The following is an 18,754-nucleotide window of genomic DNA, read 5'->3' as shown; positions in this document are numbered from 1 at the left end:
TTAAGGGTTTTATAAAGTTTATAAAAGGGTGGTGAGTTTTTGCGTGAAATAGATGTTTCTGCAATTACTAAAGAGACTTTAGAAACTGATTTGTTTGTTACCCGAGAGTTTGGTCAAATATTAGCACCTAAATTTGAAGACATCTTAAAAAGTTCTGAAGAGAATATTTTTATATTTAATTTCAATAATATTAAATATACAGATTTTTCTTGTCCGAATGAGGTGTTTAGACAATTATTAAAAAACCTTAAAAACTTTGGAGATAAATTTATTTTTTTGAAAGGCTTGGATGAAAGTAAAAGAGATAATTTTAATATAGCATTAAATGAAGAGAAACTAGCTATGTTAGAAATTAGTGAAGATAACAGATTTGAAGTAGTTGGACATTTGCCAGACTTCTTAAAAGAAATATTATCTTTAAGTTTGAAGAATAATGAAGATATAACAGCTAGAAAAATTGCTGATTTAAAAGATACTAAGATTAGTACTGCAAGTTCAAAATTATTAACTTTATGGAAGCAAGGTCTTTTAATTAGAAAAGAGATAATTAATGAAGAGGGAAAACAATTTATTTATAGATCAGTTTCTGAGTTAATATTAAAAAATTAAAGGAGAGTAATCTCCTTTAAAAAATATAAGGGCTTTTATAAAAAAAATAAAAACCCCTTAAAGGAGGTGAATTTAATGATAAATAGCAGAAGTTATGGGGCAATTTCAATTGTAATAATTGGAGCATTATTAATTTTATTTTCAAATATGTATTATAAAGATTACCATGCTGAAGATATTGTATTAGCTTTTAAACTGCTTCAAACAAATCAAAAAGAAATGTTTACACTATGGTTTATAACATTAATTGGTGCAGCTCTACAAGTAGTAGGTGTACTTGTTATGCTTAAGATAACTTGGAATAATATTAAGTATTCAAATTATGAGTATAATCTATGGCTTCACATATTGATTCTATTATTCGTATTAGTAATTTCTATAATTACAATTTATTTTGCAGTAAAAGCCATTTTTGGATTAGTCTTCATAGCACTAATAGTATATGTATTACTAAATGAAAGTGACAATAAAAGATAAGTGGAGGGTTACAATGTCTAAACATTCTGGTGGAAAAGTCAGAAAAGCAGGAAAGACCTTGACGAGTAAAAGGAGTTCAGCAAAAGAAAAAAGTAAAGCCGGGAAAGTTTTAAAGAAACACCTAGATGAAAAACATTAAAAGCCATATTAGCTGCAACTAATAAGCTTTTAATGAATGAGCAAAAATATAATGAAGGTTAATCATTATAATATATTATTTTAATACATTTAATGAAATAATCAATTGACTTTTATGGATTTGCTCCAAATTTAAAAGATGAAGGTACGTCATAAGCATATTGGAAAACCAATTGTGTATCACATATTGAAACTGAAAGTTAATTAATACCAATAAGCTTTAGTGGAGCGTATTCTCAACTGCAAATGAATTGGAGTACAGAAAAATATTAATATACTAATTTGCAAAAAAATTTTCGCTTTAAACGAGTTAAACCGTTAATATATCAACATTTATAGAGGGAGGTTACTAATGAGATTTTCTAATTATTTCGAGTTAATGAATTTATCACAAAAAGATTTTGATTTTATAGATATTAGAGTTGATTGGGATAATAAACTATTTATTGATCCAACACGTATTGAAGCGGAAGCAGATACTGATCCTTTCGCTGCAGAATGCGATAGTATTATTTTAGATTTTTTTAATATTGTACTAGACTTATATGAAGGGAATAGTATTGGTGAAGCCAGAAGTAATTTAGTTTATTCAGGTGAATCAAATGAAATTTTTTTTAGGATACACAGACGGGTTTCCACAAGGCTCAGGTAATAGTGAGGAAGAGTTAGCTGAAATATTTAATTATATCCATACTAAGGAACTTATTTCAAAGGGATTAATTGGACGTATTGAAGATATGCATGTATTTATCGATAAATTTGGTTGTGATAAAATGTCTGATTTAATTGCAAGTTTAATAAAGAAAAAGTTAGTTGAATTCACTATTCAGCAATGTGACAAACATAATATTGTAAGAGATTATGAATTAACTAAAAAATATTGGAATCACATTTCTCATCAGTGGGGTGAATTTACAGAATTAGTGCCAAGTGTTAAGGGGATAAACAAAAATTATTATCCCGTTGTACTTGTTCCAAAAAGATATGTGGTAAATGAGTATTTATATGATTCAAACAAATACTGGGAAAAGATAGTCAGTTTAAGAAGACAACATTATCATAAATCCGAAAGAACAACACTGTACATCAATAAATCCAATAACAGAGGTCAACTTAATAAAAAAGATATTTTAGAGTATGAGTCCCAAGGTAGAAGCTTAAAAGAATATCTCATTGATTATACTGTTGAGGATTTAACTGCTATAGATAGTTTTAGACAGGGAATCAAAAATACTCAGAGATCTAATGAGAATAATGCTTTAAGTGATCATGAATTAGATTTAATCATTAATGATACATTTAAAAATAAACCAACAAAAATTGTATTAAAATAAATCTTAAATAGTACCTTGTTAGGCTAGTTTAATTAGGTGTACCCTAAAAATAGATATAAACTTTGATATAGCTGACTTTCTCGGAGAAGTGGGTTCTATTCCCGAAATCTCAACATAATTATTTGAAAACAGGGAAAGTTTCAAAAGAAAATTAGAGCATTGCTATAAAAGCTATGCTCATTTTTCTATTTTGATGGTTAAAAATATTTATTAATTTTTAGAATTCTAAAAGTATTAGTGTACGGTTATTTATATTTTTCTCTTGACTCCGCAACAAGCATATCCTTTACTTCTCTCTGCTCATCATACACTCTCTGAATTCGCTCATTTAAATAACCGGCCAATGCTTGGTCAGTACAATAAACATAACACCCCTTCTGCCCACGTGTCATTAATGTACGATATGTGTTTCGAATTATTTGATCAACTAGTTTAGTAGCCAATTCAGGTTGTTCTTTTATTTTCTTCTTAATCCCTTTAACAGATTGATCTGTTTTGGCACGTTTTGTATAGTCGGTGATTACACGGCCATTTTCAAAACGTAGGTCATCGCCGATAATTACACCGACGTAATCAAACTCAAGACCTTGGCATGTATGGATACAACCAGCCTCGTAAACTGACTCGTCACTGATTGCCCAAATTTCATTACCTAGATTCCAACTCATGGAGAAATTGTGCTCCGGTATAACGATATCATGCACATCACGATTATTTTTACCTTCAGAGATCCATTCCCAGCAGTAACCTGCAACAATACGAGATTTATTATTTACTTTGTTTTTTTCAACAATCGTTTCAAGAAGTGTATTTGGATTATCAAATATTTTAAAGTCATAGTCCATTCCTAAGTCATTTTGATTCGCTGTTTCTCGTATTTCTAACACATCATCAAGCCATGCAATATAGCCATCGGAACCGTCACAACGGAATTGAGAAGCGAGTTCTCCTTCAAACACTTTCACACCTAATTCATTTGCGAATTGTTTAATTAACTCGATACTCCCGATATCTTTTAATGTTACTCTCTGTGCTTCATCTATAAAAAACACACTAAATTTTGAACTATTTATTATTTCTTTCACTTGATTCTCACCAAGGTTATTGAATAGACCGGACTTTTCATTTAAACGATGTGCTTCGTCGACAATTGATACATCGAATTCATTTTTGTCTGCAGAATGAAAACTACCAGAACCTTTAAAAAGATTATCGATGCTTTTTTTCTTCATCGTCCCTTTTAACTTGGTTGCATAAACATTTCGAGGAGCACTATTTTTCGTAACGTACATTGTGAAATAATCTTCTTGAATCATTTGCACAAGTAGATTAATTGCAAGTACTGACTTTCCTGTACCAGGCCCTCCCTGTACAATAAAGACACCCTTTTCGTTTGCTGAAATGCAAGATTTTGCATACTGAAGGATTTGTTCATACACTACTTTTTGATCATCTATCATTACAAATTCAGGATTTCCTAGTAACATATTTGCCATGCTATCCTGTAATGACTTAGAAGGTTTAATTCTCCCATTATCAATTTTAAAAATGATATTATTTTTATCACCGTATTTTATGTATTTTTTGATATATGAACGTAGCTTTTCCATTTCCCCTTTACGAAAAACAGGTGCTTTCTCTATATGTTCTGCATAATGGGGATCTATAAGCGGATCATTTTCCTGAATCAAATAATTATGTAAATAAGCACATGGTTTTAATTTGATTGGAATATCCCGTACATCTTGATTAAAATCCTCTATTAAACTCACATAGCTCCAAGCCTGGTAAGAAGGATGAGTTGTTTCTCTCTGTCCTCCTCCTAAATAAGTTTCAACTACTACTGCATCTAAGCGATCATTTTTCTGAACAGATTCCCATTGTTTTAATTCCACAATCACAGCATGGTCATGTGCCCCGTCATTCCCAGCAATAATAAAATCTACCCGTTTTCCTGTATTCGGAATTTTAAATTCAATTGCAACAGCTGCATCACGAGGAATATCTCGATCACGTAGAACGTTTGACATACGCTGCAAGGAGCTATCCCATGAACGAATTTCGTTACGAGATGTTCTACAGATTTTCTTCTGATATACATCATATAATCGATCAACAATAACTTCATTCTCAACATCAGTTAAAAATCCGGATGTAGTAGATTCGTAGATAATCATGTAGAGTCAACCATCCTCTCATAGTCATTAATATATGTAAATATTGTTATATAGTTAATAGTAGGGGATTAATGTTATTGTGGCAAATTAATCTTAAAAAATTGAAAGTAATAGTTGACACTTAACAAATATTAGCGTTAGTAATGCTATTGAGTTATGGGGAAAATAGAAATTTATAGATAGGATTATTACTTTTCATTTAACTTGTGAAGGTACTGATATTAATACAAGAGTAGTGAAGGAAGTGACGGATAAATAAGTAATATTATCTAATTTAGTTGAGAACTATTAGGTAAAAATATTTATTTTTTATAGGAATTACTTTACAATTAAAAGGGATAGCTAAAAGCTATTTTATTTTTTCCTTAAAATACATAAACAATTACATAAAGTAGGAAGGAGAACTCATATGATATTTAAATTAGTTTTAAAACATGTATTTAAAGCCGAAACTGAGGAGGAAATATTAAAAGCCTCGGTTATTTATGGTTGGAGTTTAGCCCTTGTTGGAATAAGTTGTGCGTTGATAATGGGAACATTAGGCAATGTTATTCCTGAAACAATAGGAACTTTCCTTACTTGGGGTTTTGTAATAACACTAGTTTTATTTATCGTCCGATATACGTCTGTCAAGCCGATTCTAGGGGCAGCTGCAGGTGGAATAACAGTCATAGCTATTGGAACAATATTAGATAATCTCACTAATCGTAAAGACAGTGCATTTGGTATGGGAGCATTATTTGGAGTTATATTAGTATTATTCTTTATGATTTTAAAAAATTTAATTGTCGCATGGTATTACTTGGTAAGTGAAACGTATCGTTATTATCGATATAAAAAGAATCGAATTCAATTAGAGGAAACAGTGTTAGCTAATTCATAAAAAATGATGTATAGTACAAAGAGTTGATTAAATTTAAAAACACTATATAAGTAAAATAAAGCAAGTATGGAAAAATAATTCGTTTTCTATACTTGTTTTTCTTTTACTTCATAATTGTAGACTCACTCATATCCTTCAAGGTGAAATTTATCTTTGTCGCTTTCAAAATATTTCCCTCATAATTAACTATTCTTTTGAATCTACTACTTCATTAAGTTAATCCCGCTAAAATCTTTAATTTCATATATTTTATACTCTTTCACATCCATTCTATAAATGTAAACTGTTATCTTCAAAACTTATTCCTAATAGTTTCTTTCGAAGAAGTATTGAGATCCTTATTTTTTAACAAAATAAATCATTTTACATTAAATTTAATATGTTTACAACAGTATTTTTAATTTTGAAATTATTCTCAATTAACGAAAAAATGTGCCAAATTGAATTGATTATATATATAATTGGGGCATGAACAAAATTTTAGTGAGTGAACATAATTTCACGAAGTGAGGTGTGCGATGTATTCTCAGGAGGAAATGATAAGAGTTGCCAAAATGTATTACGAAATGAATTATACACAGAAAGAGATTTCTGAAAAATTACCTTATTCACGTGCAACGGTTAGCCGTATTTTAGATGCAGCATATAGGCAAGGGATTGTTGATGTAAAAGTAAATTACCCGATTAATTTTGTACAAAGCATAGAAGAAAAAATTAGAGAAAAGTATGCATTAAAAAAGGTTTTTGTACTACCGGTATATGTCGAAGACGAATTACTAATTTTAAATGATGTCGGTAGGGCAGTAGCGAATTATTTACATGAAATTTGTTGTGACAATACGATTCTCGGAATTTCCTGGGGAACAACATTAGCTCATATTATTCCTCACTTAATTCCGAAAAAAGTAGATAACATGAAAATTGTACAGTTAAATGGTGGTATTGCAAAAAATTCAATTTCCACTGGTGCCGCTCAACTGCTAGAGAAGTTTTCTGAGGCCTTTTCAACGGGGTATTATATGTTACCGGTGCCTACAATTGTAGATTCAGAAATGATTGCTCGAGTTATAACTTCAGATTCTAGCATAGAAGAAACAATCGAAATCGGTAGAAAAAGCAATATTGCAATATTTGGAATTGGAAGCGTTCACTATAACAATATTCTTTATAAAGGTGGCTTTTTTAAAGAAGGTGCCTATGAAGAGTTAATTTCTAAAAATGCGGTTGGAGATATCTGTTCAAGGTATTTTAAAGAAGATGGAACCTTAGCAGATGCAGAATTAAACAAACGTACTATTGGTTTACAACTAGAAGATTTGCGTCTTAAAGAGTATTCCATTGCAGTTGCCTCAGGTAAATCAAAGGCAAAAAGTGTGATAGGTGCATTAAATGGTGGTTATGCAAATGTATTATTTATTGATGAATTATTAGCAACTGAGATTTTAAATGAAAACACGAGGGGGAATTACAGTGAAAGCGGTTAAATTATATGAGCCAGGAAACTTGAAAGTAGAACAAGTTGATTCACCAATTATTAATTCAGAAGAAGTATTAATTCAAGTAAAGGCAGTAGGGATTTGTGGATCGGATATTCCTAGAGCTTTAGTAAAAGGTGCCTATTATAGAGGATTGACACTAGGTCATGAATTTGCAGGAGTCATTGTAGAATGTGGTCAAGATACTGAAGGATGGGCAGTAGGAGATCGGGTAACAATCGCTCCGCTTGTCCCTTGTATGGAATGTGATTATTGCAGAATAGGGAAATACGGTCTTTGTGATACCTATAATTACTACGGTTCAAGAACGGACGGAGCAATGGCGAAATATATAAAAGTGCATAAAAATAATCTTTTAAAAATTCCGGATACCGTTTCATATGAAGCTGGTGCAATGGTTGACCCTGCAGCAAATGCAGTTCACGGACTTTGGAGAGGTAATTTACAGCCTGGAGATACAGTTGTTGTATTTGGACTCGGGGCAATAGGGTTGTTTGCAGTGCAATATGCTCGTGAAATGGGAGCAAGTGAAGTCATTGCCATTGATGTATTTGAAGAAAAATTACAAGTTGCAAAACAATTAGGGGCAGATCAAGTCATTAATTCCACAGAGGTGGACCCAATTAAAGAACTCGCAGATATAAAAGTTAATGTAGTTTTAGATACATCAGGTTCACCGATTGCACAAAACCAAGCTGTTTCTATTACAGGGAAAATGGGACGTGTAGTATTTTTAGGTATTTCAAATAAAGAATTAACATTGTCCGCCAAGGCGGTAGATCGACTACTTCGCTACGAAATTGGTATCCATGGTTCGTGGAACTCATTTTCAGAACCGTTCCCTGGTGAAGAATGGAAATTCACTATTGAGTGCATGGCAAAAGGTAAGATTCAAACTGATCCAATTGTTTCACATCGTATTCCAATTGAAGACACGCCAGATATATTTGAAAAAATTAAAAATAGGGAAATTATTTTTAATAAAATTCTAATCTTCCCGGAGGAATAGAAAATGGATCATAAATATCTTTTAGGAATCGACTTAGGGACACAGTCATTGAAAATAGGAATTTATAACGAAAAAGGAAATCTTCTCCTAAAGGAAAGTGTATCATATCCAACGTTTCATAGCAATCGAAGTTTATCCGAGCAGAATCCGGATGATTGGTGGAATGCTTTAAAAAAAGCATTAAAAAGGGCAAATAATAATATTAATCTATCCTTAATTGACGGTATTTCTGTTTGTGCAACATCTTCAACCGTGTTGATGACGGATCAAAACTATCAACCTATTATCCCCGCCCAATGCTGGATGGATCAACGGGCAGTAGCTGAAGAAGAAGAGATTAATAACAATACAAATTCTATCGTAAAGAATCGCTTATTGTATTCTGGTCAAAAGACATCTATTGAATGGATGACAACAAAATCTTTATGGTTAAAACACAATTATGATTTAACAAATAAGTTTATCCTCGAACAACTGGATTGGATAAATTATAAACTTACTGGAGAAGTCGTTGCATCGCAGTGTAATGCAACTTGCAAATGGAATTATGTTAAACAGCAAAATGGATTTTCGGAAGAATTTTTTAATGAAATTGGTTTAGAAGGAATTACGAAACATTGGCCAAATCGAATATTAAAAGTGGGAGAACAAGTAGGGACAATAACAGAGACTGTAGCTGAAGAGTTAGGATTAAAGGCTGGTACACCTGTATTTCAAGGTGGGATTGACGCACATATAGGTATGATTGGTTCGGGATCACTTGAACCAGGACATTTGAGTATGATTATGGGGACGAGCTTTGTTCATTTGATGCATCATGAACAACCAATTTTTAATGATGCCTTATGGGGGCCTTATGATTCTCCACTAATTGAAAACTACTGGCTGCTTGAAGGTGGTCAACTATCGTGTGGTTCTTTAATTTCGTGGTTTCTAAATGAATTCTATACAGATTGTACGAATCTTGATGAAATCTATTTAGAACTAGATGAAAAAATAAAAGAAATAAATGCAGGAAGTGAAGGATTAATTATATTAGACAGTTGGAAGGGAAATAGAACCCCCTATAAAAATCCATATGCTTCTGGCGCATTTATAGGGCTGACCCTTTCTCATACAAAATTTCATATTTATAGAGCAATTCTTGAATCAATAGCATTTGGTACTAAAAATGTCATTCAAACATTTAAAAACTCTTCGATTCCTGTTAATAAAATAATTGCTGGAGGTGGAGGAACTAAGAATGCTTCTTGGATGCAAATTATAAGTGATGTTACGGGACTACCGATTTTTATTCCAAAGGATCAAGAAACCGGTACAAAAGGAACGGCTATTATTGCAGCATATGGAATTGGATTATATTCATCGATTAAAGAAGCTTCTGAACAGATGGTGGAAATGGAACGAGTATTTGAGCCTAATTGGGTTAATAAAGAAAAATATGAAAACGCTTTCGAGATATATAGGGAATTAAATACGCTGTTATTTCCTATCATGAAAAAATTAAATAAAGGAAGGGAGGAGCCCCATGAGTTATGTACTTGAAATGAAGGAGATTTCTAAGTCTTTTCCAGGGGTTAAAGCTTTACAAAATGTTAATTTTTCTGTCCTACCAGGCGAAGTTCACTGCTTGATTGGTGCAAATGGCGCTGGAAAATCAACCTTAATGAAAATTTTATCAGGTGTGTATGAAAAGGATGAAGGTACTATTTTATTGAATGGGAACGAAGTGAAAATTACTTCCCCTTCAGACAGCAAGGAAAATGGGATTGCTACAATTTATCAAGAGCTTTCACTAGTTGAAGAATTAAGTTTAGCTGAAAATATTTTTCTTGGAAATTATCTGAATCCGAAAGCTGGATTAATTAAGTGGAATCAACTGAAAAATGAAGCAACTGAGCTGTTTTCTCTTCTTGGGCTTTCACTTTCTCCGAACCTATTAGTAAAAGAAGTGAGCATGGGGTTAAAACAAATGACAGAGATTGCTAAAGCAATCTCGACTAAATGTCAAATTATTGTTATGGATGAACCATCAACTGCTCTTTCTGGTGATGAAATTAATAAACTATTTGATGTTATTAGGCTACTAAAAAAACAAGGCTATACGATTATTTATATTTCTCATAAGCTTGATGAATTGTACACCATTGGTGATCGAGTGACAGTTCTACGAAATGGAAAATGGGTCATTACGGAAGAGTTGAATAATGTTAGCGAACCACAGCTAGTTGAATATATAACCGGGCGCAAAATAGAAAAACAAACAAAGCAACATATTTATCATCAAAAAGAAGAGTTTTTAAAAGTCCATAACTTAACTAATAAGCATTTAAAAAATGTTTCATTTACTGTTGGAAAAGGGGAAACGGTTGGTTTATATGGACTTGTAGGATCAGGTAGAACCGAGTTACTTCGAGCAATTTATGGAGCAGATAAACTAATTGATGGGGAAATTTTTCTAAATGGGGTTAAAAAGAAAATTGCTTCGCCTAAAGTTGCTGTAAATGAAGGAATGGGGCTTGTTCCGGAAAATAGAAAAACGGAAGGGATTATCGCCAATTTATCTATAGAAGAAAATGCTTTTCTTCCTTCTTTAAACAACTATTCAAAAAGTAGATTTTTACAACAAACTAAAATAAGAGAAAAAATGAAAGAGTCGATAAAGAAGCTAAATATTAAGACTCCTAGCCCTAAAACAGAAATTCGCAATTTAAGTGGAGGAAATCAACAAAAAGTTATTATTTCTAAATGGTTGATACATCAGTCTAAATTGTTGCTCTTTGATGAACCTACACAAGGAATCGATGTAGGGGCAAAGGATGAAGTTTACAAGATTATGAGAGACTTAGCAAATCAAGGAACGAGTATTGTTGTGGCTTCTTCTGAAATAGATGAACTTCTAGCTATCTGTGATCGTGTATTAGTAATGTTTGAGGGAAAAATTATAAAAGAGTACTTATCTCCAGCAAATCAAAAAAGTGAGATTTTGAATTCGGCCGTATCGGGTACTTAAAATATAAACAAAGGGGTGGAGACTATATGAGTATGAATTTAAATACAGAAGTGATGGAGAAACCTAAACAAAGTCAGTTTCAAATAGGTACTATTTTAAAGAAATATAATCTATTTATTATTTTTGTAGCATTCTTCATTATTGGAACATTATTATCTGAGCATTTCTTAACAGTCCAAAATATTTTAAATATCCTCCAACAATCAGCATTTGTTGGAATAATTGCTATAGGTATGACATTTGTGATTCTTGTAGGAGGAATCGATCTTTCAGTTGGTGCTGTACTTGCACTTTCTGGAATGCTTGCGGCATTAATGATGTCTAGTGGATTGACCCCGTTCCTTGCTATCGCAATTACAATTTTAGCAGGAGCGTTCATGGGTTTTGTAAGTGGATTTATTTCGACTAAATTTAAAGTACCGGCTTTCATTGCTACACTTGCTATGATGGTTAGTGCAAGAGGGTTTGCTTTATTGACAACAGATGGAGAACCAATTTATGATTTACCACCTATATTTACTGCTCTTGGCGAAAGCATGGGGAATATCCCAATTCCAGCAATTATCTGGATCGTGCTGACAATTATTGCTGTGGTGATATTAAAATATACGACATTTGGTAGAAAGCTGTATGCAGTTGGGGGCAACGAGGAGTCTGCCCGTTTATCTGGTATTGCTGTTGAAAAATATATTACTTCTACTTATATATTAGCTGGGATAATGTCATCTATAGCAGGGATATTAATGGCTGCTTGGCTTACAGTAGGGCAACCAACAGCTGGTACAGGTTTAGAATTAGATGCGATTGCTGCAGTAGTAATTGGTGGAACTAGTTTAGCAGGAGGAAGAGGAGGGATAGGTGGAACATTCATTGGTGTTTTGATTATGAGTATGATTGTGAATATCTTTAACCTATTAGGTCTCTCTTCGTACTATCAATCTATCTTTATGGGGGCAATTATTGTAATCGCTTTAGTTATGAATCAATTAATATCTAATAAAAAATAGGGGGTTTTATTATGAAAAGAAGATTGAATATTTTTACCATTCTGACAATGTTGATATTAATTTTAGCTGCTTGTGGTGGTAATGATGAGGGGACAAACACAACTTCAAATGGAAATAGCAAGTCCGAAGATAAGTTAGTTATTGGATTTTCTCAACCAACATTAGAGTCACCTTTTTACACAGCGCTTATTGATGGAGCAAAAGAAGAAGCTGCAAAATTAGGTGCTGAATTAATTGTTGTAGATGCTCAAAATGATATTGAAAAGCAAAATTCTGATATACAATCTTTGATTACCCAAGGAATTGATGTTCTCCTTATTAATCCTGTCAATCCGTCAGGTGTAGCACCTTCTTTAAAAGCAGCAGAACAGGCAAAAATTCCTGTAATTGCAGTTGACCGTAATACGAAACAGGATGTTACTTCTTACATTGGTCGTGACAATGAGGAAATGGGTAGAGAAGCGGGTAAGAAGGCTGTTGAATTGTTAGGTGGAGAAGGAAAAGCAACAGGAAAAATTATTGAAATTCAAGGTGATGCGGGTGGAACAGTTATGCAGTCGCGCCATGATGGATTCCACGAAATTGTTGAAAAAGAAGCAGGTATTGAAATTATTGAAGGACCTTACAGTAATTATATTCGTGCTGAGGCGGTGTCAGCAATGCAAGACTTATTGCAAGCACATCCTGATGTGAATCTTGTTTATGCCCATAATGATGATATGGCTCTAGGTGCAATTCAAGTGCTTGAAAAGTCAGGTAAATTAGAAAATGTAAATATTGTTGGTATTGACGGCCTAATGGAAGCGGTAAAACAAATTAAAGACGGAAAATTTAAGGCAACAGTTATAAATGATCCAATTTCTCTAGGCGTGTTGTCTATCCAAACAGCTGTAAAAGTTGGTAATGGCGAAACGGTTGAAAAATATGTAGACGGTGGTACTGGATTAATTGATGAATCGAATGTAGACCAGTATTTGGATGAAACTAAAAAGTTTGCTGAAATTAAATAATAATTGGAGCGATTATATGACACTTGAAAAATACATTGATCACACTTTACTAAAAGCTGATGCTTCTAAAGAGGATATTAAAAATTTATGTAAAGAGGCTTCTGAACATCACTTTGCTTCTGTCTGCATTAATCCTACCTATGTAAAAAGAGCTAGTGAATTATTACAAAACACTGATGTGAAAGTTTGCACAGTAATTGGATTTCCACTAGGAGCAACTTTAACGAATGTAAAAATCTTTGAGGCAAAACAAGCTTTGCAAGACGGTGCAACAGAGTTAGATTATGTAATTAATATAAGTGATATCAAAAATGGAGACTTTGATAATGTTAAAAAGGAGATGGCAGCTTTTATAGCGTTAAAAGAAGATTATCCTAATCTAGTGATTAAAGTTATTCTTGAAATATGTTACTTAACGTCAGAAGAAATAAGTAAAATATGCGAAATAGCGAAAGTCTTAAAAATTGACTTCGTTAAAACATCTACAGGTTTTGGAACAGGGGGAGCTACAGAAGAAACGGTTTCTCTTATGAAAAAAATAGTAGGTAATGAGGTAGAAGTAAAAGCATCTGGTGGTATTAGAACGACAGCTGATGCTAAAAAATACATTGAGCTAGGTGCAACAAGAATTGGAACAAGTAATGGAGTAGGAATTGTAAATTTAACTGAAGAAATAGCCGCTAGAACAGGATATTGAGATTATTATTAGGTTCAAAAAAACGCTTGAGACTTCATTAGCCAAACATTATAAGGATAGCTAGGTCTCAAGCGTTGCATTTTAAATATCAAACTCGCAATTCAAAATAATCTTTATCCTAATGTGCTTATAAAACTACCTCCTACCAACCACCCCCAACTTCTAGTAAAATAAACACAAATAACTCCAAAGTTCACTCATATTCATCATATTCCTATATTGGAGGCTTTTATATGTTTAATAATCGTTCGCAAATTGTAAAGACATTAAATGCGCAAATACATACAAATGGGCATATTCTTGGTGTGGCCGCAGGAAGTGGCATGACGACAAAGTATAGTGTGAAGGGCGGGGCGGATATTATTTTGGCTTTAAGTGCTGGTTGGTACCGTCAAAAAGGTAGGTCCTCTCTTTCTTCTTATTTAAGTTATGGAAATAGTAATCGGATAGTATTTGATTTTGCCACAAGAGAGTTAATGCCGTTATCGATGAATAAACCGATTATTTTCGGTTTGCATGCTTCAGATCCGACGATTGTGTTAGCAGATTATATTGCCAATATTAAAAGTGCCGGGTTTGCGGGGGTTAATAATTTTCCGACAGTTGGACTGATCAATGGGCAGTTTCGTGAGGCGTTGGAGGAAGGTGGTCTTGGGTATGATCATGAAGTGGAAGCAATTCGTATCGCGAGTCACCTTGGACTCTTTACTCTCGCATTTGTTTTTGATGAGCAACAAGCGGAGCAAATGATTGAGGTTGGGGCCGATGTTATATGTGTCCATCTCGGTTTAACGACTGGTGGTGATTTAGGAGCTAAAAAAGTACATTCGATTGAAAATGCTCTGCAACTGGCAGATCGAATATTTGTTGTATGTGACGAAATGAATCCTCAAGTTATTAAAATGGTGTACGGAGGTCCGATACAATCGCCAATCGATGCCCAATATTTTTATGATAATACAGCTTGCCAAGGCTATATTGGGGGTTCTTCCTTTGAGCGAATCCCGGCTGAGAAGGCGATTTTCCATTCTACCCGGTCCTTTAAAAATCCGACCCATTCTGAAAGCAAAGATCTTTTAATGGACGTATTATCAGGTAAGGTTCACGATTATGATTACGTTGAATTTGTGAAAGAACATATTAAAGAAAATTTTCAAAAGCCTATCCAATTAAGTGAAATTGCCTTAGCGCTTCATGTGTCGTTACCGTACTTAAGTTCCAAATTTAAAGAGAAAATGGGGTGCACTTTCACAGAATATTTACTGCGATACCGCATGAATAAGGCAGCCGAACTATTAATAGAATCTCGTTTATCAATTGTCGAAATTGCTAGTTTAGTTGGTTATCAAGATTATGCTCAGTTTAGTAAAATGTTTAAAAAAATAAAGGGTTCTTCCCCGAAAAATTTTCGGAACAATCAAACATTTTAAATAAATAAGCACAAGAAATACATAAATAGACACATATTTTAACCTTCCATTTTTAGATAAAATGAATTCAAGTGATGATGCATGTTATTTTTTATTCATAAAATGATAGCGCTATCACTTAAGGAAGAAATTCATGGGGGTGCAGTAGATGGTGAAAACAGTAGCAATTCTAGGGACATTTGATACAAAGGGGAAAGAACTAAAATTTGTCAAAGATTTAATAGAAGAACAAGGAGTTGCTACACTTTGTATTCATACAGGAGTGTTTGAACCATTTATAACACCAGATGTTACGAATGCAGAGATAGCTGAAGCAGTAGGCGTTGATATCAACTCACTTATTGAGAAAAAAGACCGTGCAACAGCAACATTAGTAATGTCTAAAGGAACAGCCATGTTAGTTCCAGAACTTTATGCCCAAGGTCGATTTGATGGCGTCATTTCCATTGGTGGTTCTGGAGGCACTTCAGTAGCTACACCAGCAATGCAAGCATTACCAATTGGTGTTCCGAAAGTAATGGTATCAACCATGACATCTGGAGATATCTCACCGTATGTTGGAACGAGCGATATTGTGATGATGCCATCGGTAGTGGACGCTGAAGGGTTAAATGAAATATCTATGAAAATTTTTAGCAATGCAGTGAATGCTATTGTTGGAATGGTAAAAAATACGAAAGAGTTTAAAGAGGAAGGGAAGCCTTTAATCGCAGCAACTATGTTTGGTGTAACGACGCCTTGCATTAAAACGGCAAAAGCATATTTAGAAAAACATGGTTACGAAGTGCTTGTATTCCATGCAACAGGTGCAGGCGGTAAAAGTATGGAAGCGTTAATTGAAGCGGGCTATATTAAAGGTGTACTCGATTTAACGACAACGGAATGGTGCGATGAAATTGTTGGTGGGGTATTAAATGCTGGTCCTCATCGACTGGAAGCAGCCGCAAAAGTAGGTATTCCACAAGTTGTATCTGTTGGAGCGTTAGATATGGTGAACTTTGGCCCCATCGATAGCGTACCGGCACAATTTAAAGAGCGAAATCTATATCAGCACAATCCGACTGTCACATTAATGCGTACTACAGCAGAAGAGCTTCAAAAAATCGGTAAAGTAATTGCAGAAAAATTAAATTTAGCCCAAGGAAACACATCATTAATGCTTCCGCTAAAAGGGGTATCTGCCATCGACGTGGAAGGGGAAGCTTTCTATGATCCCCATGCCAATGAAATGTTATTCAATACATTACGAAATCATGTAGCTGATACAGTTGAAATAATCGAATTAGAAAATGCCATTAATGATGACGCATTTGCCATCGCAGCTGCGAATAAGTTAATGGAATTATTAAAGCGTAATTCCGCTTAGATATGAATATTTTAGGAGGATACAGATGAACACATTAACACGTGCCGAAAACATTGCGAAATTGAAAGAACAAGTAGCAGCTGGCAATATACTAGTGGGAGTAGGAGCAGGTACAGGAATTACAGCGAAAAGTAGTGAAGCTGGTGGAGCGGATTTACTAATTATCTATAACTCTGGTCGCTACCGCATGGCAGGACGTGGCTCGCTAGCAGGATTACTTTCATACGGTGATGCCAATGCCATCGTTGTAGAGATGGGGCAAGAAATTTTACCGATCGTAAAAGACGTGCCAGTGTTAGCGGGAGTATGTGGGACAGATCCATTCCGAGTGATGAATATTTTCTTAAAGCAATTAAAAGAGCAAGGCTTTAGTGGGGTACAAAACTTCCCGACAGTCGGATTAATCGATGGTGTATTCCGTCAAAACCTTGAAGAAACAGGAATGGGCTACGGCTTAGAAGTGGACATGATTCGTAAAGCCCATGCCATGGATATGCTGACTTGCCCATATGTATTTGATGCAGAACAAGCTAAGGCAATGGCAGAAGCAGGCGCGGATATATTAGTAGCCCATATGGGTCTTACAACAAAAGGAACAATTGGTGCCAAAACAGCCCTTTCCTTAGATGACTGTGTAGAAAAAATCAATGCCATTATTGCGGCAGGTCGTCAAGTAAACCCGGATATTCTGGTAATGTGCCACGGTGGTCCAATCTCAGAACCAGAAGATGCCCAATATGTCATAAGCAAAATTCCAGAGCTAGATGGCTTCTTCGGCGCATCAAGTATCGAACGTTTCGCAGCAGAACGTAGTATTAAAGAACAATCAGCTGCATTTAAAGCGATTAAGAAATAAGTTAGCAGACACTAGGTAAAATTGAACTGCACCCCAATTGTTAGACACATCTAACAATTGGAGGTGCAGCTTTTTTATGGCGAAATATACATCTGAAGAAAAATTACAAGCAGCTCTACGTTACTTAAAAGGAAATGAAAGTTCAGTTGAAATCGCTGAGTCCATAGGGACTGACCACACAGCAATTCTAAAATGGACGAAACTATATGAACATCATGGTGTAGAAGCTTTTATTAAACGGTATACAAATTATACTGCACAGTTTAAACTAGACGTACTAAATTACATGATTGAACACGGTACGTCCTCACGTGAAACAGCAGCTATCTTTAACATACCTACTCCCTCCACACTTGGTAGCTGGAAAAAGCAATTTGAAACAAAAGGATTTGATGCCCTTCAATCAAAGAAAAAGGGGCGTCCATCCATGAAAAAAGAAACGAATAAACAAATAAAACAAGGACCAATAGAAGGTTCAACTGAAGCACTTCAAGCACGCATCAAACAACTTGAAATGGAAAATGAGTATTTAAAAAAGTTGAACGCCTTAGTTCAAGCCAAGGAAACATCACCAAAAAAGATAAAGTAAGAGTCATCTTTGAATTAAGGCATAAATACTCGGTGAAGGCGCTTGTGGCATTCGCAGGAATCAAACGCAGCACATATTACGATTTAGTAAAAAAGATCAATCGACCAGATCCCGATGCCGAGTTAAAGGCTGAAATTCAAGCCGTTTATAATGAACACGAAGGCCATTATGGATACCGTCGTATTCGAGATGAGCTAGCGAATCGTGGGAAAAAAGTTAATTACAAGAAAGTACAACGCATCATGAAAGCCCCAGGCTTAAAGTGCTTAGTTCGAATGAGAAAATACAAATCTTTTAAAGGAACAGTCGGTAAAATTGCACCCAATATATTAGATTGTAATTTTAAAGCTGAAGGGCCAAACGAGAAGTGGGTAACGGATATTACGGAGTTTAAATTATTTGGAGAAAAGTTCTATTTATCACCGATTTTAGATTTATTTAACGGAGAAATAATTACATATACATTTGGTTCAAGACCTACATATTCATTAGTTTCTAAAATGTTAGAGAAGGCTTTAGAGAGGTTACCAGAAAATCAAGCTACTTATGCACTCTGATCAAGGTTGGCATTATCAAATGGAGTAATATCGCCATGCCCTTGAATCAAGAGGTATTATGCAAAGTATGTCCCGTAAAGGGAACTGTTACGACAACTCCGGTTTT

At 34.2% G+C, this 18,754-nt stretch carries 19 protein-coding genes; 18 read left to right on the top strand and 1 reads right to left on the bottom strand.

What is annotated here, in order from left to right; genetic code table 11:
- Window positions 1-39 precede the first annotated feature (39 nt).
- The 5 genes from MHH69_RS14155 (at window position 40) to MHH69_RS14135 (ending at window position 2,558) form a co-directional block, all read left to right on the top strand.
- On the top strand, window positions 40-609 hold the full coding sequence (locus tag MHH69_RS14155; RefSeq protein ID WP_341362585.1) for a hypothetical protein: 570 nt from the start codon (window positions 40-42) through the stop codon (window positions 607-609).
- A 75-nt stretch (window positions 610-684) separates the two neighbouring features.
- On the top strand, window positions 685-1,086 hold the full coding sequence (locus MHH69_RS14150) for a hypothetical protein (protein WP_341362584.1): 402 nt from the start codon (window positions 685-687) through the stop codon (window positions 1,084-1,086).
- A gap of 13 nt (window positions 1,087-1,099) precedes the next feature.
- The gene (locus tag MHH69_RS14145; RefSeq protein WP_341362583.1) at window positions 1,100-1,225 is read left to right on the top strand and encodes a hypothetical protein; all 126 of its coding nucleotides are present in this window, start codon (window positions 1,100-1,102) and stop codon (window positions 1,223-1,225) included.
- 351 nt (window positions 1,226-1,576) lie between these two features.
- The gene (locus tag MHH69_RS14140; RefSeq protein ID WP_341362582.1) at window positions 1,577-1,876 is read left to right on the top strand and encodes a hypothetical protein; all 300 of its coding nucleotides are present in this window, start codon (window positions 1,577-1,579) and stop codon (window positions 1,874-1,876) included.
- Window positions 1,827-2,558 carry a hypothetical protein gene (locus MHH69_RS14135; protein WP_341362581.1) on the top strand — a complete coding sequence of 244 codons (732 nt, stop codon included), beginning with the start codon at window positions 1,827-1,829 and terminating at the stop codon, window positions 2,556-2,558. Before MHH69_RS14140 ends, MHH69_RS14135 begins: the two co-directional genes overlap by 50 nt.
- Before the next feature lie 245 nt (window positions 2,559-2,803).
- Here the strand turns inward: MHH69_RS14135 and MHH69_RS14130 are convergent, their stop codons facing one another.
- Window positions 2,804-4,735 carry a DUF2075 domain-containing protein gene (locus MHH69_RS14130; protein ID WP_341362580.1) on the bottom strand — a complete coding sequence of 644 codons (1,932 nt, stop codon included), beginning with the start codon at window positions 4,733-4,735 and terminating at the stop codon, window positions 2,804-2,806.
- A gap of 409 nt (window positions 4,736-5,144) precedes the next feature.
- Here MHH69_RS14130 and MHH69_RS14125 point away from each other — a divergent pair, with 409 nt between their 5' ends.
- The 13 genes from MHH69_RS14125 (at window position 5,145) to MHH69_RS14065 (ending at window position 18,648) form a co-directional block, all read left to right on the top strand.
- Entirely contained in the window at window positions 5,145-5,618 is a 474-nt protein-coding gene (locus MHH69_RS14125) for a hypothetical protein (protein WP_341362579.1), read from the top strand.
- 536 nt (window positions 5,619-6,154) lie between these two features.
- On the top strand, window positions 6,155-7,102 hold the full coding sequence (locus MHH69_RS14120; protein ID WP_341362578.1) for a sugar-binding transcriptional regulator: 948 nt from the start codon (window positions 6,155-6,157) through the stop codon (window positions 7,100-7,102).
- A complete protein-coding gene (locus tag MHH69_RS14115) occupies window positions 7,089-8,123 on the top strand; it encodes a galactitol-1-phosphate 5-dehydrogenase (RefSeq protein WP_341362577.1) in 1,035 nt (344 codons plus the stop codon). The genes MHH69_RS14120 and MHH69_RS14115 overlap by 14 nt, the downstream gene beginning before the upstream one ends.
- A 3-nt stretch (window positions 8,124-8,126) precedes the next feature.
- Window positions 8,127-9,668: an FGGY-family carbohydrate kinase gene (locus MHH69_RS14110; RefSeq protein WP_341362576.1), complete on the top strand. Its 1,542-nt coding sequence runs from the start codon at window positions 8,127-8,129 to the stop codon at window positions 9,666-9,668.
- Window positions 9,652-11,136, top strand: a complete 1,485-nt coding sequence (locus MHH69_RS14105; protein ID WP_341362575.1) for a sugar ABC transporter ATP-binding protein — start codon at window positions 9,652-9,654, stop codon at window positions 11,134-11,136. Before MHH69_RS14110 ends, MHH69_RS14105 begins: the two co-directional genes overlap by 17 nt.
- A 26-nt stretch (window positions 11,137-11,162) precedes the next feature.
- A complete protein-coding gene (locus tag MHH69_RS14100; protein ID WP_341362574.1) occupies window positions 11,163-12,143 on the top strand; it encodes an ABC transporter permease in 981 nt (326 codons plus the stop codon).
- An 11-nt stretch (window positions 12,144-12,154) separates the two neighbouring features.
- Complete coding sequence (locus tag MHH69_RS14095) at window positions 12,155-13,153, top strand: substrate-binding domain-containing protein (RefSeq protein ID WP_341362573.1); 999 nt, start codon at window positions 12,155-12,157, stop codon at window positions 13,151-13,153.
- 16 nt (window positions 13,154-13,169) lie between these two features.
- Window positions 13,170-13,850, top strand: coding sequence for a deoxyribose-phosphate aldolase (deoC, locus tag MHH69_RS14090; RefSeq protein ID WP_341362572.1), 681 nt, complete (start codon window positions 13,170-13,172; stop codon window positions 13,848-13,850).
- A gap of 233 nt (window positions 13,851-14,083) precedes the next feature.
- The gene (locus tag MHH69_RS14085; protein WP_341362571.1) at window positions 14,084-15,280 is read left to right on the top strand and encodes a phosphoenolpyruvate hydrolase family protein; all 1,197 of its coding nucleotides are present in this window, start codon (window positions 14,084-14,086) and stop codon (window positions 15,278-15,280) included.
- A gap of 151 nt (window positions 15,281-15,431) precedes the next feature.
- Window positions 15,432-16,646, top strand: a complete 1,215-nt coding sequence (locus MHH69_RS14080) for a Tm-1-like ATP-binding domain-containing protein (RefSeq protein WP_341362981.1) — start codon at window positions 15,432-15,434, stop codon at window positions 16,644-16,646.
- A gap of 25 nt (window positions 16,647-16,671) precedes the next feature.
- A complete protein-coding gene (locus MHH69_RS14075; RefSeq protein WP_341362570.1) occupies window positions 16,672-17,502 on the top strand; it encodes a phosphoenolpyruvate hydrolase family protein in 831 nt (276 codons plus the stop codon).
- A 76-nt stretch (window positions 17,503-17,578) separates the two neighbouring features.
- Complete coding sequence (locus MHH69_RS14070) at window positions 17,579-18,091, top strand: helix-turn-helix domain-containing protein (protein WP_341362569.1); 513 nt, start codon at window positions 17,579-17,581, stop codon at window positions 18,089-18,091.
- Window positions 18,070-18,648, top strand: coding sequence for an IS3 family transposase (locus MHH69_RS14065; protein ID WP_341362980.1), 579 nt, complete (start codon window positions 18,070-18,072; stop codon window positions 18,646-18,648). The genes MHH69_RS14070 and MHH69_RS14065 overlap by 22 nt, the downstream gene beginning before the upstream one ends.
- Window positions 18,649-18,754: the final 106 nt, after the last annotated feature.

Source organism: Ureibacillus sp. FSL E2-3493 (genome assembly GCF_038077515.1).
GTDB classification, from domain to species: domain Bacteria; phylum Bacillota; class Bacilli; order Bacillales_A; family Planococcaceae; genus Ureibacillus; species Ureibacillus halotolerans.
This window is presented reverse-complemented; position numbering and strand designations above follow the sequence as displayed.

Bases quoted from the DNA above. Each gene is read 5' to 3' on its own strand.
- MHH69_RS14150 (WP_341362584.1), top strand. From the start codon at position 685: ATGATAAATAGCAGAAGTTATGGGGCAATTTCAATTGTAATAATTGGA.
- MHH69_RS14145 (WP_341362583.1), top strand. From the start codon at position 1,100: ATGTCTAAACATTCTGGTGGAAAAGTCAGAAAAGCAGGAAAGACCTTG.
- MHH69_RS14140 (WP_341362582.1), top strand. From the start codon at position 1,577: ATGAGATTTTCTAATTATTTCGAGTTAATGAATTTATCACAAAAAGAT.
- MHH69_RS14135 (WP_341362581.1), top strand. From the start codon at position 1,827: ATGAAATTTTTTTTAGGATACACAGACGGGTTTCCACAAGGCTCAGGT.
- MHH69_RS14130 (WP_341362580.1), bottom strand. From the start codon at position 4,735: ATGATTATCTACGAATCTACTACATCCGGATTTTTAACTGATGTTGAG.
- MHH69_RS14125 (WP_341362579.1), top strand. From the start codon at position 5,145: ATGATATTTAAATTAGTTTTAAAACATGTATTTAAAGCCGAAACTGAG.
- MHH69_RS14120 (WP_341362578.1), top strand. From the start codon at position 6,155: ATGATAAGAGTTGCCAAAATGTATTACGAAATGAATTATACACAGAAA.
- MHH69_RS14110 (WP_341362576.1), top strand. From the start codon at position 8,127: ATGGATCATAAATATCTTTTAGGAATCGACTTAGGGACACAGTCATTG.
- MHH69_RS14105 (WP_341362575.1), top strand. From the start codon at position 9,652: ATGAGTTATGTACTTGAAATGAAGGAGATTTCTAAGTCTTTTCCAGGG.
- MHH69_RS14100 (WP_341362574.1), top strand. From the start codon at position 11,163: ATGAGTATGAATTTAAATACAGAAGTGATGGAGAAACCTAAACAAAGT.
- MHH69_RS14095 (WP_341362573.1), top strand. From the start codon at position 12,155: ATGAAAAGAAGATTGAATATTTTTACCATTCTGACAATGTTGATATTA.
- deoC (WP_341362572.1), top strand. From the start codon at position 13,170: ATGACACTTGAAAAATACATTGATCACACTTTACTAAAAGCTGATGCT.
- MHH69_RS14085 (WP_341362571.1), top strand. From the start codon at position 14,084: ATGTTTAATAATCGTTCGCAAATTGTAAAGACATTAAATGCGCAAATA.
- MHH69_RS14075 (WP_341362570.1), top strand. From the start codon at position 16,672: ATGAACACATTAACACGTGCCGAAAACATTGCGAAATTGAAAGAACAA.
- MHH69_RS14070 (WP_341362569.1), top strand. From the start codon at position 17,579: ATGGCGAAATATACATCTGAAGAAAAATTACAAGCAGCTCTACGTTAC.